At 44.6% G+C, this 14,863-nt stretch carries 10 protein-coding genes, 8 tRNA genes and 1 pseudogene; 6 read left to right on the top strand and 13 right to left on the bottom strand.

Translation table 11 applies throughout. From position 1 onward, the window contains the following. Nucleotides 1-37: 37 nt before the first annotated feature. Entirely contained in the window at nucleotides 38-1,276 is a 1,239-nt protein-coding gene (gltS, locus tag NI469_RS02710; protein WP_253174382.1) for a sodium/glutamate symporter, read from the bottom strand. A gap of 902 nt (nucleotides 1,277-2,178) precedes the next feature. Between gltS and NI469_RS02705 the strand changes: the two genes are divergently transcribed. Then, nucleotides 2,179-2,886, top strand: coding sequence for a nitroreductase (locus NI469_RS02705; protein ID WP_253174381.1), 708 nt, complete (start codon nucleotides 2,179-2,181; stop codon nucleotides 2,884-2,886). Nucleotides 2,887-2,962: 76 nt separating this feature from the next. Here NI469_RS02705 and NI469_RS02700 read toward each other — a convergent pair whose 3' ends face one another. Beyond that, on the bottom strand, nucleotides 2,963-4,180 hold the full coding sequence (locus NI469_RS02700; RefSeq protein WP_253174380.1) for a multidrug effflux MFS transporter: 1,218 nt from the start codon (nucleotides 4,178-4,180) through the stop codon (nucleotides 2,963-2,965). Between the two features lie 138 nt (nucleotides 4,181-4,318). On the opposite strand from NI469_RS02700, the gene yccS reads away from it, so the two are divergent. The 4 genes from yccS (at nucleotide 4,319) to NI469_RS02680 (ending at nucleotide 10,839) form a co-directional block, all read left to right on the top strand. Next, complete coding sequence (yccS, locus tag NI469_RS02695; RefSeq protein ID WP_253174379.1) at nucleotides 4,319-6,493, top strand: YccS family putative transporter; 2,175 nt, start codon at nucleotides 4,319-4,321, stop codon at nucleotides 6,491-6,493. An 85-nt stretch (nucleotides 6,494-6,578) separates the two neighbouring features. Continuing rightward, nucleotides 6,579-7,139, top strand: coding sequence for a YcxB family protein (locus NI469_RS02690; protein ID WP_004280696.1), 561 nt, complete (start codon nucleotides 6,579-6,581; stop codon nucleotides 7,137-7,139). A gap of 170 nt (nucleotides 7,140-7,309) precedes the next feature. Then, nucleotides 7,310-9,940: a PepSY domain-containing protein gene (locus NI469_RS02685; RefSeq protein WP_253174378.1), complete on the top strand. Its 2,631-nt coding sequence runs from the start codon at nucleotides 7,310-7,312 to the stop codon at nucleotides 9,938-9,940. A 104-nt stretch (nucleotides 9,941-10,044) separates the two neighbouring features. Beyond that, nucleotides 10,045-10,839 carry a YdcF family protein gene (locus NI469_RS02680; protein WP_253174377.1) on the top strand — a complete coding sequence of 265 codons (795 nt, stop codon included), beginning with the start codon at nucleotides 10,045-10,047 and terminating at the stop codon, nucleotides 10,837-10,839. 23 nt (nucleotides 10,840-10,862) lie between these two features. Here NI469_RS02680 and NI469_RS02675 read toward each other — a convergent pair whose 3' ends face one another. From NI469_RS02675 to NI469_RS02625, 11 genes and pseudogenes are all read right to left on the bottom strand, one after another. After that, nucleotides 10,863-11,324: a DUF2750 domain-containing protein gene (locus NI469_RS02675; protein WP_195725681.1), complete on the bottom strand. Its 462-nt coding sequence runs from the start codon at nucleotides 11,322-11,324 to the stop codon at nucleotides 10,863-10,865. Nucleotides 11,325-11,396: 72 nt separating this feature from the next. Beyond that, nucleotides 11,397-11,472 (bottom strand) — tRNA-Val (locus NI469_RS02670). Between the two features lie 105 nt (nucleotides 11,473-11,577). After that, a tRNA-Asp gene (locus NI469_RS02665) sits at nucleotides 11,578-11,654 on the bottom strand. Nucleotides 11,655-11,666: 12 nt separating this feature from the next. Further along, nucleotides 11,667-11,742 (bottom strand) — tRNA-Val (locus tag NI469_RS02660). A gap of 69 nt (nucleotides 11,743-11,811) precedes the next feature. Then, a tRNA-Asp gene (locus tag NI469_RS02655) sits at nucleotides 11,812-11,888 on the bottom strand. Nucleotides 11,889-11,902: 14 nt separating this feature from the next. After that, a tRNA-Val gene (locus NI469_RS02650) sits at nucleotides 11,903-11,978 on the bottom strand. Nucleotides 11,979-11,999: 21 nt separating this feature from the next. Beyond that, a tRNA-Asp gene (locus NI469_RS02645) sits at nucleotides 12,000-12,076 on the bottom strand. Nucleotides 12,077-12,124: 48 nt separating this feature from the next. Further along, nucleotides 12,125-12,201: transfer RNA gene (locus tag NI469_RS02640), tRNA-Asp, on the bottom strand. A 28-nt stretch (nucleotides 12,202-12,229) separates the two neighbouring features. Then, a tRNA-Val gene (locus NI469_RS02635) sits at nucleotides 12,230-12,305 on the bottom strand. A 493-nt stretch (nucleotides 12,306-12,798) separates the two neighbouring features. Further along, the gene (gene elsL / locus NI469_RS02630; protein WP_004731981.1) at nucleotides 12,799-13,332 is read right to left on the bottom strand and encodes a cell wall-recycling L,D-carboxypeptidase ElsL; all 534 of its coding nucleotides are present in this window, start codon (nucleotides 13,330-13,332) and stop codon (nucleotides 12,799-12,801) included. Between the two features lie 125 nt (nucleotides 13,333-13,457). Next, a pseudogene (locus NI469_RS02625) lies at nucleotides 13,458-13,811 on the bottom strand (YbaN family protein); the annotation flags it as partial. Nucleotides 13,812-13,898: 87 nt separating this feature from the next. Between NI469_RS02625 and NI469_RS02620 the strand changes: the two are divergent. Then, nucleotides 13,899-14,774, top strand: a complete 876-nt coding sequence (locus NI469_RS02620) for a DUF1853 family protein (protein ID WP_044111493.1) — start codon at nucleotides 13,899-13,901, stop codon at nucleotides 14,772-14,774. Nucleotides 14,775-14,863: the final 89 nt, after the last annotated feature.

Here is a 14,863-nt window from a genome sequence, read left to right as displayed (position 1 = left end):
CTTATGAGCCTATGACTCATCGTATCAGGCATAAAAATTATGCAAAAAACTTCAAAATCATCTGAATAACAGTAGCATTGATTAAGTCAACGAAGAACGCACCACATAATGGAACAATCAGGAAGGCCTTATGCGACGCACCATACATATTGGTAATCGCCTGCATATTGGCAACCGCTGTTGGCGTTGCACCCATACCAAAACCACAATGACCTGCTGCAAGTACCGCAGCATCATAGTTCTTGCCCATCAGGCGGAAAGTTACAAAACCGGCATACAAAGCCATGGTGATAGTTTGCGCACCCAGAATCACCATCAGTGGTCCTGCAAGGTCAGCCAATTGCCATAATTTCAATGACAACAATGCCATCGCCAAGTACAGCGACAATGAAGCATTACCGAACACATCAATCGCACGATCGAAAATCTGAACTTTGAAAATACCTTCCAGTACATTACGCAGGATGACACCACCCGCCAATGCCCACACGAATGTTGGCAGTTCAAATGCAGTACCTTTACTGAAACCCGTCATAAACTCTGCAAAAGCCAAACAGCCTGCAAACAGGCCCAAGGTCGTGATTGCATTATCAGCGGTAATTAAACGCACCTGATGCGGATATTCAAACGGTACATATTCGCTGGTGGTACTGTCCATTGGCGTATTGTCACGCGTTTCGATCTGCTGATCGGTACGTGCAGTAGCCAGGTTATAACGGTTGATCAGCAACTTGGCCAAAGGTCCGCCAATAATACCGCCGATAATCAATCCAAAAGTCGCACTGGCCATACCTAGTGCCAGCGCACCTTGAATACCATGTTCAACTTCAAAAATTTCCCCCCATGCCCCCGCAGTACCATGACCACCGGTTAAGGTAACTGAGCCTGCAATCAAGCCAATCAACGGGTCAATACCCAATAATGTTGCCAGACTCATGCCGACCGCATTTTGCAAAATAATGAAAGCCGAAACAGCAAACAGGAAAATAACCAGACCGATCCCGCCTTCACGCAACTTGGAAAAGTTGGCACTCAGACCAATCGAAGCAAAGAAAATCAGCATAAAGCTGGTTTGTAATTCTGCACTGGTGGTGATGCTATATCCCCACAATGAATGCACCAGCAATGAGATGATCGCCGCAACCAAACCGCCCGCAACCGGCTCAGGAATATTGTAACGTCTTAAAAAATCGATTTTATTAACCAGGAATCGGCCGAGTAACAGAACAATGACTGCGGCAATCAAGGTATAAAATGCGTTAAAAGTAAAATCCATAATTTTTTGCCCAAGATGATTTTGAATTTTTTATTGTTCTAAAAGTGATGAAGTGCGCTAGATCTCTAGCTCGCTCATTAGATCTTCATCTGGAAATATCCTGATTTGATCTATCACCATTAGAAAAACAAACCGATTTATCATCTCTTTTAAACTTATGAATATCATCATCACGATCATATTCAACAAATGAGAGATTTATAAAAGCAACACCTTTTCTATTCAGATACTCAGTCTGTTGGAAAATTGCAGACAATTTTCCAACAGACGCGCATGCTGGTAAAAAAACTGTGTTTTAAGCTCAAAAAAACATTCAGTGCTTGATGAGTGCTTTCAACCTAAAGACTTCATTCAAGCCATCTGGAATCGCGTTATTTAAAACAGATCTTAATCACAAAATGCATGAATTAAGATGAAAAGTCGTACATTATGCTGTTTCTTTGTATCAAGTTTTATTTCTTTTTATTAGCAATAGTTAATTTACCTATAAAAAATAATTATAAATTCTTATTTTTATATGAAGATTAATCTATATTTTAATTCAAAAAAAATATTAATCTTTTACTCAACACGTAATAAAACAGGCATCTTGAAATTAAATTATCTTGATTTTCAGTCAAAATAAACCAGTTCTCTGTGTGAAATTGTTATTGTTGAATGGTTCAAGCACTTGGGATTTAAGCTATTTTTTTCACTTAAAGACAATTTTCATAACAATATTTATTCTGATCATTTAGAGGACTAAACTCGTATTTTAGAAGGCCAAATAAGTACTCTTTGGCCATTTTTTGGATAAATCATTTTTATCATCCGGTAAACAATGAAATTTTCCTATCCTCCCTTCTGTTTGTTTAGTTTATAGTCATTGCAAACTCAATAAGGATATTCGACTGGACCCCATAATGGATCAAAATCTTGTTCATGCTATAGATCACACCATCACCTCTCGCCATTCAGTGCGTGCTTTTTTAAATACCCCCGTTAGTACAGATATCTTAAAAGAGATTTTGACGGTGGCCAGCCGCGCACCCTCAGGAACCAATACCCAACCCTGGAGGATATATGTGGTAACAGGCAAAAAGCGCGATGAACTCGTGCAACGTGTCTGTCAGGCACAAATGCAAATCTATGCAAATCCAGAATTGTCACAGCAGTATCAGGAAACTTTTGCCTATTATCCTGAACAATGGATCTCGCCATTTATTGAACGTCGTCGTGAAAATGGCTGGGGTTTATATGGCTTGCTGAATATTCAAAAAGGTGAAAAGGAAAAAATGGCGCGTCAGCAACTGCGTAATTTTGAATTATTTGATGCACCTGTCGGCCTGTTCTTTACCGTACATCGTTCTTTGGCGATCGGTTCCAAAATGGATGTTTCTATGATGATCCAGAATGTCATGCTGGCCGCAAAAGCCCGTGGTCTGGATACCTGCCCGCAGGCAGCCTGGAATCACTTTCACCCGATCGTGCTTGATCTGGTCGGCGCACCCGATGATGAAGAGCTGGTCTGCGGTATAGCACTGGGTTATGCCGACCCAGAGCAAATTATTAACAGCTTTATTACCCCGCGCGTTCCCGTAGAAGAATTTGCCGTGTTTATCGATGAGTGATGCAAGCAGGGCTAAGCCAACTTGCTTAGCCCTCTGTCCAGACCAGTATTTTTATTATCTGAGAGGCAGCCAGCATCTATGCATTTTTTAGGCTGGGCATGTTGATTTTAAAAATCGCCCAAGCAGAAATACCGACAAAAACCAGCATGATCAATGCCATATTCAGTAAAGCATGCCAGATCAGAAAATTCAGTAATACACCGCCCAATAAACCACAGACAAATTGCATACTGCCCATAATGGCACTTGCAGTTCCTGCCCGCTCGCCCTGTTTAGCCATTGCTAAAGCCATGGCATTCGGACCAGTAAACCCAAGGGCTGCCACCACAATAAACATGCCTAACAACACCCAGAGCACAGAATCGACATCCAGACAGCCGAGCAAGATTAACCCTAATACACCGGCAAACTGCAGACAGGTGCCAATTTTCAGACGCTGCAATATCGAGAAACGCCCAGCCAGACGTTTATTCAAGGTCGAAAACAGCATGATCCCGAAGGCATTCGCACCAAAGGCATACGCAAACTGCTGCTCGGTCAGTTGATAACGATCCATCAGAATGGCCGAAGAAGCGCTGATATAACAGAACATCACCGCACCGGAAAAACAGCCGGCATAGAGCGGACGTCGAAAGCTTGGATCCTGAAAAATGCACCGGTACAAACTTATAACCTGTTGAAAGTTCAGCTTGAGACGGCGTTCTGGCTCCAGGGTTTCTTTAAAAAGAAAGTGTACACAGGCCAGACTCAACAGACCGCAGCCCATCAACACCAAGAAGATCACGTTCCATTCATAAAACATCAATACCCAAGCCCCCAAGCTTGGAGCAATGATTGGCGCAATTGCGGTCACAATCATCATGCTGGCAAAGGCCTGAGCTGCTGAATGCATATCCAGACGATCACGAATTGCAGCGCGTGCCATGACCACCCCGACACAGCCACCGAGAGCTTGCAGAATCCGTGCAGCGATCAGGCTCCATTCATCCTGCGCAAAGACACACAGCAAACTTGCCACAATGTATAAGCATAGCCCAAAATATAGTGGTGGTTTACGCCCAATCCGGTCACTGATCGGACCATAAATCAGTTGTCCGATCGCCAGACCGAAGAAATAAGCTGGCAGGCTATTGGAAACCATTTGAGTACTGACACCAAAATCTGCTGCCATGGCCGGTAAGGCCGAAAGATACATATCAATGGACAAAGGCCCGAGTGCACTTAAGGTCGCCAGCAACACAATCCAGGACATGGCATAAGGTTGTTGTACTATTTTATTTGATGTCATAAGCATGAAGATTTAAAGCGCTAATATGCAGACAAATTAACACACTGCATAGTATGATTTAGCCTGAAATGAAGATTTATAAATATACTATTTTCATTAGCCTATTCAGATTCAGCTCTAAGACTGCAGTATAAAGGACGACCTTTGAAATCTTGGCTCACTCGTCTCAAGCAAACCACCTATAATACGACCTTGATGTATAACCTGCGCATGATGACGGCATTTGCAGGTACCGCCTTTGTTCCCTATTTTATGGGACAACAATTGATGACAATTCCACTGACTTTAGGCGTGGTCGCAGCCGGTTTAAGTGATATTGATGACCGCTTTTCGGTGCGGATTTTAAATCTGCTGTATACCTACATTGGCTTCTTTATTACCGCAGTGGGCGTATATCTGCTCTTTCCTTATCCCCTGCTATTTGCCTTGGCCTTAATTGTGTCCTGTATTGCCCTGATTTTGCTGGGTTCACTAGGGCGACGCTATGCCACGATTTCTTACGGCTGTCTGGTGATTTCCGTTTATTCCATGCTCGGGGTAGAGCTGTTTGATGAATGGTATAAACAGGCTGGTTTATTGGTCATCGGCGCGATGTGGTACGGTCTGCTGTCGACCCTCAGTTTCCTGATCTTCCCTGCCCGGTTGGCGCAAGACAAGCTTGCCATTTCCTATTCTGCGCTCGGTGACTTTTTATATGCCAAGTCCAATCTGTTTGATGTGGACATGACCCCGAAAAGCTATCAACAAAGCATGATTGAACTCTCGCTGGAAAATGGCAAACTGATTGCGATTTTTAATGAAATGAAAACTGCCCTTTTGACTCGCCTGAAAGGCGACCGTGGGCAAAAAGATACCCGTCGCAGCCTGCAATATTATTTTGTCGCGCAGGATATTCATGAACGTGCCGATTCAGCGCATATTGATTATCAGAAACTGGCCAAGATTTTCCAGCATAGCGATATCCTGTTCCGCTTCCAGCGCATCATGTCAATTCAGGGCAAAGCCTGTAAGGACCTGAGTGAAAGTTTACTGATGCGCAAACCCTATGTGCATAACCAGCGCTTCAAGCATGCGTTTGACAACCTGAGACAGTCTCTGGATAAGTTACGTCAGGAGCAGCATTATGATCAGGTCTGGATCAGTGCCCTGTTTGCGCTGTTTCAAAACCTGAAATCGATTGATGCCCAGTTACGCAATCTGGAAACCGAGCAAAGTATCAAGTCCGAGCGTTTCAAACATATCGAAAACCAGCTCAGAGATGATGACCTGAAAGGCTGGGATGACATCAAGATTCGGATTAAACAGCATTTGACACCCGAGTCGGTGCTGTTCCGGCATGCCATTCGCCTGTCGATTGTGCTGCTGATCAGCTATATCTTCGTACAGGTCAGCAATATTGAATATGGTTACTGGATTTTATTGACCGCACTCTTTGTCAGCCAGCCCAACTTTAACGCCACCAAACGCCGTTTACGTCTGCGTATTGTCGGTACGTTGGTCGGTATTATTCTAGGTTATGCCATTTTGTATTTTGTGCCTTCCATCGAAGGACAATTATTGCTTCTGGTATTCAGCGGAATTCTGTTCTTTGAATTGCGCAGTAAACAGTATGCACAGGCCACCGCCTTTATCACGATTTTAGCCTTGATCAACTTCAATCTGGACGGTATGGGCTATGCTGCGGCCATCCCGCGTATGATTGACACCTTGATTGGCTGTGCCATTGCCTGGTTCGGTGTCAGCTTTATTTTTCCAGATTGGAAATTCCGACGTTTGCCGCGCAGTATCAAACGCAGCTTGCAGGCAGAAGCGGATTATTTGAGTGAAGTGATCGAGCAGTATAAATCGGGACGTAATAATGGCTTGAAATATCGGATTGTGCGCCGTACGGCCCACAATACCGATGCAGAGGTGGCTTCACTGATTTCAACACTGGCCACTGAACCGGATATTGATCCGGTACAAAAATCGCTGGCCTTTGAGTTCCTGTGTCTGAATCATACTTTTATCAGTTATATTGCCGCACTGGGCGCACACCGGGAAAAAATTGAAGATCAGGACATTCTGAATTTACTAGACAAAGCACTTGAGAACATTCGTGGTGCATTGCTAAGAGATGAAATGCCCGATTTAAGTGCGCAAAATATGATTGCTCATATTCGACAGCGCCTGGCTCAAGATCAGGAGCAAGATCAGAAATCCCTGATCATTTTGCAGCAGCTGTCTTTAATGTTCAGCATTTTAAAGCAGTTGAGTCAACTGAAACAAAGTTTGAGTCATGAGCGTGATGAACAGGCAACTGAATTAGGTTCATTATAATTTGGCTGATTTTGGAACAATATACTCACTGAATTGGTACAATTAGTGCTAAACTTTTTACAGTTTAAAATCTGCTAATTTCACTATGACCGCGAAAAATTTATACGCTTATACCCTCCAGCCTGTGAACTATGAAATTTCAGAAGCCGAGCAGCGTCATGCTCAGCTGGTGATCTGGCGTAGTACCAATAAAATTGGTATGAAAGCATGGCTGATCATGGGTGCTGTTGTTGCACTTTCTATTCTGGGCATTCTGCTCCTGAAGAACTATTCTACCGTGTTCTGCTGGGTGGCCATTGTCTGTGTGGTGTTGTATTACCTGATCCGTACCTTTGGTCTGGAATGGTATGTTAAACGCAAGATGAATGAATTTCCGGTACAGGAAATCAAAGGTGTTCGCCTGGGCGTACAACCACATGGCATCGTGATGCGTCAGAAAATGGGCATGCAAGAAGGTGTTGGCGCGATTAGCTGGAAAGACATCTATGAATGGTACAACACACCAGAATTTATGTTGGTCAATTTCAAGGTAAAAGGCCAGCAAGGTGCGTATATCCTGCCGAAACGTCTGGACAGCAAAAACTTCTCTTTCGCCACGATTCGCAAGCATCTGGAAGCAGAAGTCGGCGCAGCAAAACAAATCTAAACTGTTCTTTCTTCAGTGAAAAACCTCCTGCCCCGGCATGGAGGTTTTTTTTAATCTCAAAACAATAAATGATAATGAGAATAAATATTATCCTCAACACCTATAATTCAGGCTCAAACTTCAGTTATAATTTTGCCACTTCTATAGATCTCACCCTTAATCTGACGACCATGTTTAAAAAGACATTTTTCCAAATCCACTGGTTTCTGGGGATTACAGCAGGTTTAATCCTCTCGATAATGGGGGTCACTGGCGCAATCTATTCCTATGAACAACAAATATTAAAATGGATGAATAGCGACAGTTATACGGTTCAGGTCCAGCAACGTGACAAACTCACGCCTGCCGAGCTGTATCAGCACTTTAACCGTACTGCGCCTGACATGAAGATCAACAGTATTACCGTGGCACAAGATCCGAGTGCTTCGAGTACTGTGAATGTTGCCAAAGAAGGCGCACGGCGTGGTCAGAACATCATGATCAACCCCTATACTGCGGAAGTCTTGCCAGAGATTAAGGGTCGGGAATTTTTCCAGTTTGTTCAGCAACTGCATCGTAATTTGACGGTGGGTCCGGTGGGTAAGCAGATTACCGGTGCCTGTACCCTGATGCTGATCTTTTTTGTCTTGTCAGGTCTGTACCTGCGCTGGCCGAAACGTCATTCGATCAAGCAATGGTTTTTTGTAAAACCTCAACTGAAAGGCCGTAATTTTATCTGGGATCTGCATGCTGTTGTGGGAACCTGGGTGGTAATTTTCTACTTGATTCTGGCCTGTACCGGTCTGTACTGGTCTTATGACTGGTGGCGCAATGGCATGTTTAAAGTGCTGGGTGTGGAACGCCCGCAACCGGAAATGCAGGCCAATGCCGGCAATAACCGTGGTGAAGGACGTCCAGGCGGCGAACGTGGCCCACGTGCTGAAGGTGAAGCACGAGGTGAAGGCCGTCAGGGTGGCGAACTCGGTGCTGGTCGTGAAGGCCGCGAAGGTCTCAGCCCTGAAGCTACTGTCCGTGCATTGGACCAGAGCTGGATTGGCTTTAACACTGAATTTTCAGATAAGTATTCTACTGTAACGTTTAACCTTCCGAAAAAACCGGATGGTGAAATGCAACTGAGCTTTGTCGATCCAATCGTTCAGCATGAACGTGCACGAAACAGTGCCACTTATAATTACCAGACAGCTGAATTTACCAAAGTTGAGCTGTATGAAGATAAAAAGCTCAATGAAAAGATCATGAGCAGCATGTTACCGGTGCATCGTGGCAGCTTCTTCGGCCCGATCTACCAGTTCTTTGCCATGGTCGCAGCCTTGTTGATGCCGTTGTTCTTCGTGACCGGCTGGATGCTTTATCTGAAACGTCGCAAACAGAAACGCTTAACACTGGCAGCACGTCAGGGTGCGACTGCAGTAAACCTGGATGAAAATGCAAAACCGTGGCTCATCGCCTATGCCTCACAAACAGGGGTTTCTGAGCAACTGGCTTGGCGTACAGCAACTGCCCTGCAGGAAGCACGTCAACCGGTAACAGTGAAGCCGGTACAACAACTGACGCTTGCCGATTTACTGCAAACCGAACAGGTATTATTTGTTGCCAGTACCTATGGCACGGGCGAAGCACCAGATCTGGCTTCTTCTTTTGAGAAAAAAATCCTGTCTGCTCAAGCTGATCTCAGCCATTTAAGTTATGCGGTATTGGCTTTAGGTTCTCAGGAATATCCAGACAGTTATTGCAGTTTTGGCCACCGTATCGATCAGTGGTTAAAACAGAATGGTGCCCAGCAGCTATTCAATACGATTGAAGTCGACAATGCCAATAACAAGCATATCCAGCAATGGAATAATGCACTCGCACAAGTCACTCGACTTGAGTTACAAGCGATGAGTATCGATAAGACCTTTGATCACTGGAGTTTGAGTAAACGTGAAGTCCTCAATCCGGGTAGTCTGGGTGCGCCTGCCTTCAATATCGAACTGACCCCTGAGCATGAAGCCGTCTGGCAAGCAGGTGATATTGCCGAGGTTCAACCAGGGAATAGCCCAGAACGTATTCATGCATTTATGCAAAAGCACCAGATTACAGCGGGTACACAAGTACCTTCTATGCAACAGAATATTGAACAGGCACTCTGGGATCGTGATCTGACTCAGGCTGAACCTTTTGATTCTCTGGATCAGCTCCTCACGCAATTACCGGCTTTGGCAACACGTGAATACTCGATTGCCAGTATTCCAAGCCAGCAAGTTTTACGCTTGGTGGTACGTCAGCAAACCGATGCTAGTGGTAATCTCGGTCTGGGTTCAGGCTGGCTGACCCAGCATGCGGCGCTGAATGCGCCAATTGCCCTACGTATTCGCAGCAATGACTCTTTCCACCTGATTGATGACAACCGCCCGATTATCTGTATTGGTAATGGTACCGGTATTGCGGGACTATTAAGTCTGCTCAGTGCGCGTAACCGTCAGGACTATAGCCAGAACTGGCTGATTTTCGGTGAACGTCAGCGTGAACACGACTTCTTCTTTGAAGAAACCATTCAGGCCTGGCTGCAAATGGGAACCCTGAAACGTCTCGATCTTGCATTCTCGCGCGACCAGCAGGAAAAAGTCTATGTACACCATAAACTGCGCAAACAGGCTGAAGAGCTAAAAGCCTGGATTGCTCAAGGTGCAGTGATTTATGTCTGCGGTAGCATTAATGGTATGGCCAGCGATGTGGATCAGGCCTTGACTGATATACTCGGTGAAACAATGCTAGATCAATTACGTCTGGATGGCCGTTATCGTCGTGATGTATATTAAGATAACCTGATATGCTAAAAACCGGGCTCAATGGCCCGGTTTTTATTGAAGATACAAAAGCAATAATAAGAATATGAATATGAATAAGAAAAAAGGAACCCTGGATGCTCAATCAACTTAAACGAAGTCTCAGCCTGATCTTTGGCTTGATCCTATGTATCAATAGCATCTGGTTACTGAGCCAAGGTCAGAGGCATTTTGCTATTGCTCTGTCGATCTTCATTGGGGTGGCACTCATCCTGTATACCTTGTTTTTTTCATCTATTCAGCGCTGGAAACAGAATTCCCGATTCAGAACCTTGTTCTGGAACAGTCTCTGGGGCGGATTTTTATTCTGGATCATCAGTGTCGCGGCTTTCTTCGCTTATATCCAGATATCAATCAACCCAAATATTCCGGCACGACCTGCTGCAGCGATTTTAGTATTAGGTAGTGGTATTAATCAGGGCCAGCCCTCACCCATCTTAAAAAATCGTCTGGATACCGCAGCAAAATATGCAGAACGATATCCGAATACTTTAATCATTATGACCGGTGGACGAAATTTCTGGGAAAGACAGAGCGAAGCTGAAGTCATGCAAAGTTATATCCACACGAACTATCCGCAGCTCAATAACCCCATTAGCTTAGAAGATCAAAGCAGAAGTACTCAACAGAACCTGCAATATTCTCAGGCAATCTTAAAACAGCAGCATATTGATCGAAATAAGCCCATCGCGATTGTCACCAGCGATTTTCATAGCCCTCGTGCCCGTGCCATTGCCAGACATCAGGGCTATCAGCAAGTGATCAGCCTGAGTGCCAGCACACCTCAGAATGTTCGCTATAATTCGTGGTTACGCGAATACTTTGCTTTGATTAGTGGCTGGCTACTGAATGAATATTCGTTGTTCCAATAAACACACTGTTTAAAACAAGATAATTAATTTAACCGGATCTGCCTAGGCAAAGGCATATCCGGATTTTTAAACAGTTCCGGCTTTTGCACATAAATCTGATACAGATAATTTTTGATATCGAGTAATAATTTTTCGGGTGCTACCAGAATATTCTGCCCTTCTGGGGTCAGATCAAGCGAAACAATGGTACTTTCCTGACGTAAAAAGGGAATGACTTTCTCTACAAAATCCTTGAGGCTAATTTCCTGAATCTCGTAATTTGCCCAATTGTCTTTAATCAGCAGTCGAGCCAGACCTTTACTTTGCCAGCAGGCAAATGCGCGCTGTCCAGTCGGTGTGGCACATAAGGCCCAGCCATCTTGGTAGAGTGCAAAAATGCCAGCATTGGAAACAATGGCTTCAATATATTGCTTATAAAGCTGTTGAGGATCGAAAGCAGTTTTTTGGGATTTGGTCGCGGCTTTGCGCTTATAGGGATTTCTCATGGTCGTGAAATCTTAATATTATTATAATAAAATTAGATTCTAAGGAATAAATAGAGTTGAAGCAAGAAGATATGGTGGGCGCTGACGGGATCGAACCGCCGACATTCTGCTTGTAAGGCAGACGCTCTACCAACTGAGCTAAGCGCCCTGAGAAAACAACAGTGTTGTTTTAAATGACGCAAGACCAACAAGGAATGTAGTCTTGGTATCTTGAAAACTCAGATCTCAGAAATCCAAGCTTCTCATCTTAGGATGGCGCAGCGGACGGGGCTCGAACCCGCGACCCCCGGCGTGACAGGCCGGTATTCTAACCAACTGAACTACCGCTGCATCGTAAGAATCTGGTGGGCGCTGACGGGATCGAACCGCCGACATTCTGCTTGTAAGGCAGACGCTCTACCAACTGAGCTAAGCGCCCTGATAAAGAGTGTCAATCTTTAGTTTATTAAATTCAGGCTCAGGGACCTCAATTTAATTTCTTTTGAAATGGCGCAGCGGACGGGGCTCGAACCCGCGACCCCCGGCGTGACAGGCCGGTATTCTAACCAACTGAACTACCGCTGCATCGCAAAAGAATCTGGTGGGCGCTGACGGGATCGAACCGCCGACATTCTGCTTGTAAGGCAGACGCTCTACCAACTGAGCTAAGCGCCCTCAAAAGGTCTATCGTATAAATGGCGCAGCGGACGGGACTCGAACCCGCGACCCTCGGCGTGACAGGCCGATATTCTAACCAACTGAACTACCGCTGCATTTATACAATGTCGCTATTGTGGCAAACGAAAATCAAGATCTTAAAGTGGCGCAGCGGACGGGGCTCGAACCCGCGACCCCCGGCGTGACAGGCCGGTATTCTAACCAACTGAACTACCGCTGCAACTATAAGGTCTCAACATGAAAGAGCTTGGTGGGCGCTGACGGGATCGAACCGCCGACATTCTGCTTGTAAGGCAGACGCTCTACCAACTGAGCTAAGCGCCCTTTCTAAACGTCTATCATCGTTTGATGGGTGCATTATAGAGAATCTGCACAGCCTGTCAAACGCTTTTCGGAATGTTTTCCACTTTTTAGGTGTGAGTGATTAAAAAATAGGTTGTTTGTTAAAAAAAACAACACTTTTTGTTTATTTTTTAAGTCTCTACCGAAATTTTTTAATTTTCAAAATGAAAATTGAAGCGAAATTTTGTGTTTTACCCTGCGAAGTTTCAGTCTAACCACACGACATATTGCAATTCTGATTAAGGATTATACAAAGCTTTAAAATACTCGACGTTGTGTTCATGTAATCTTTCAACTGTCATTTATTTTTATTCAGAAAATGCCAGTAAATCTAAGCTTCAAATAATCATTTAACCCATTCCATGCGATAAAAATACCATCTGGATCAGATTAATCAATCTTTTATGCTGTCTCCACCAAGCAGATTCAGTCCATAAAAACAAAACCATTTTCACATAATCTTAAAATCTAACTTTTATTCGCTTTTCGAAACATTCAGCCTGCCCAGATCTAATGCCTGTTCTGAAATATAGACCAGTGCATCTTCACTGATCAGGTCAAATAATTCAGCGACCTCCGGATTACGCATACGGATACAGCCGTGCGACAGCGGCTCTCCCATCTTTTCGGTTTCTGGGGTGCCATGAATATAGATATAACGCTGATAGGTATCGCAGCCCTCGCCTTGATTAAAACCCGCTTCAAGGCCACTCAGCCATAAAATGCGCGTCAGGATCCAGTCCCGCTGCGGGAATTCTGCCGCCAATTGAGGATTATAAATTTCACCCGTCGCCTGACGTGCGACAAATACACTATTTAAGGGAGCATTCTGACCAAACTTTTCAGCAATCTTGTGCCAGCCACGAGGAGTCTTGCCACTATTTTCAGTTTCACCAATGCCATTTTTGCCACTGGAAATCAGATATTGCTTGTTTAGACGGGGCAGATACAGTTTTTGTTGGGCAAGATCAATCAGGATATCGGCTTGATCCAGATGCAAGGTATTCATGACTTGTTATTCTCAGACTTTATTTTATTTGGCTTTATAGGGTTTAACTGATTATCTTCAGATGGCGCTGTTGGTAGATCTGTCTTTTCTGGGTCAACTGTATTTTGCTGAATAATGATCTGATTCGGTTCAGGGCGTCGCCATAACCAGATCGCGACGATCAGCATCGTAATATTGGTAAAGGCTTTTACGGCCAAGGGTGCAGTAGTAAACAGCATGATGATCCCGCTGATCAGCATCATGATACTGGCCAGCCATTTGGCCTTACGCGGTACAGTACCGTGGGCACGCCAATCTCTTAAGGTCGGACCATATTTGGGATGATTCAATAACCACTCATCCATTTGTGGCCAGCCTTTGGATGAGGCCCAGGCGGCCAGAATCAAAAAGACCGTTGTTGGCATACCCGGCAGGATTGCACCGATAAAGCCCAGGATCACAAACAGCACCACCAGACTTCGCCAAAACAACACTTTCATACATCAACCCTAACCGCAGAATTCAGGTAGTATAAAGCGTTTTCCGATACTGTCCGTTGTATTTCTGCACTTTTCACAGGTTGTACTATGCCCTTTTCCAGTTTAAACCAAAATCTTGTAGAGGCATGGCAACGTTATCAACATCCTCTGGTGCGTCAACTGGCATTCGCTGTCGGCAGTCCGAATATCCTGTCCGGCATTCCGGATGAACTTGAGCTTATACATCACTTTGAACTGCATGAAAGCCAGGCCTGGCAGCACTATCTGAGCCGTTACCATCCACGTTTAGAGTTTCTTGATCAGCATCCAGAAGAATTAATCGAATTTGTGCAGCAACTGAAAAGTACGCGTTTAGGGCTGCGCTTTGAAATGCTGATCTGGTTCTGGTTACTCGATGATGCCTATCATCCGTATCAGCTGCTTGCTCATAGTCTGCAAAAGATTGAAGGCGCCAAAACCCTGGGGGAGCTAGATTTTCTGTTATTAAATACTGATACAGGACAGATTGAACATTGGGAAGTGGCATTGAAATATTATCTGGCCGAAGCAGATTTTAGCCTGCCGCATTGGTATGGCCTAAACCGCACCGATACTTTAATCAGAAAAATGAAACATTTCACACAAAAACAATTCCAGTTTGATGAGGCTTTGCAGCATCCCATTCAAAGACGGTTTTGCGTCCTCAAGGGACAGCTGTATTTGCCTACACATCATGCCGATCAGCCAATTCCCTCATGGATCAATACCGAGCGTCGTCTGGGCTTATGGGGACAGCATATTCCTGCTGCACAGCACGGTTTCTATCGTCTGCAACGACATGAATGGATTTATCCGCAAGCCCGGCCGAGCAGTTCAGCTGCGATCTGGTGGACGGATGGACTTTATAAAAAACTCGATAGTGATGACTTTTATATGTATCGCAATCCGGTGCTGATCCAGCATCCATCGCATAAGCCCCTATAAAGCATTACATTTATTAACCGAAGCACTATGAAAACCACATATTTTTTAGAGCGTATATTTTCTACTCTAAGTCCCACATCATAATAATT

The sequence above is a fragment of the Acinetobacter lwoffii genome (genome assembly GCF_024129735.1).
Classification (GTDB): Bacteria; Pseudomonadota; Gammaproteobacteria; order Pseudomonadales; family Moraxellaceae; genus Acinetobacter; species Acinetobacter lwoffii_H.
Note: the sequence above shows the minus strand (reverse complement) of the source record. Positions and strands in the feature narration are given on the sequence as shown.

What these genes read in the sequence shown, in the direction of transcription:
- gltS (WP_253174382.1), bottom strand. Translation starts at nt 1,276, where the DNA reads ATGGATTTTACTTTTAACGCATTTTATACCTTGATTGCCGCAGTCATT.
- NI469_RS02705 (WP_253174381.1), top strand. Translation starts at nt 2,179, where the DNA reads ATGGATCAAAATCTTGTTCATGCTATAGATCACACCATCACCTCTCGC.
- NI469_RS02700 (WP_253174380.1), bottom strand. Translation starts at nt 4,180, where the DNA reads ATGCTTATGACATCAAATAAAATAGTACAACAACCTTATGCCATGTCC.
- NI469_RS02690 (WP_004280696.1), top strand. Translation starts at nt 6,579, where the DNA reads ATGACCGCGAAAAATTTATACGCTTATACCCTCCAGCCTGTGAACTAT.
- NI469_RS02685 (WP_253174378.1), top strand. Translation starts at nt 7,310, where the DNA reads ATGTTTAAAAAGACATTTTTCCAAATCCACTGGTTTCTGGGGATTACA.
- NI469_RS02680 (WP_253174377.1), top strand. Translation starts at nt 10,045, where the DNA reads ATGCTCAATCAACTTAAACGAAGTCTCAGCCTGATCTTTGGCTTGATC.
- NI469_RS02675 (WP_195725681.1), bottom strand. Translation starts at nt 11,324, where the DNA reads ATGAGAAATCCCTATAAGCGCAAAGCCGCGACCAAATCCCAAAAAACT.
- elsL (WP_004731981.1), bottom strand. Translation starts at nt 13,332, where the DNA reads ATGAATACCTTGCATCTGGATCAAGCCGATATCCTGATTGATCTTGCC.
- NI469_RS02620 (WP_044111493.1), top strand. Translation starts at nt 13,899, where the DNA reads ATGCCCTTTTCCAGTTTAAACCAAAATCTTGTAGAGGCATGGCAACGT.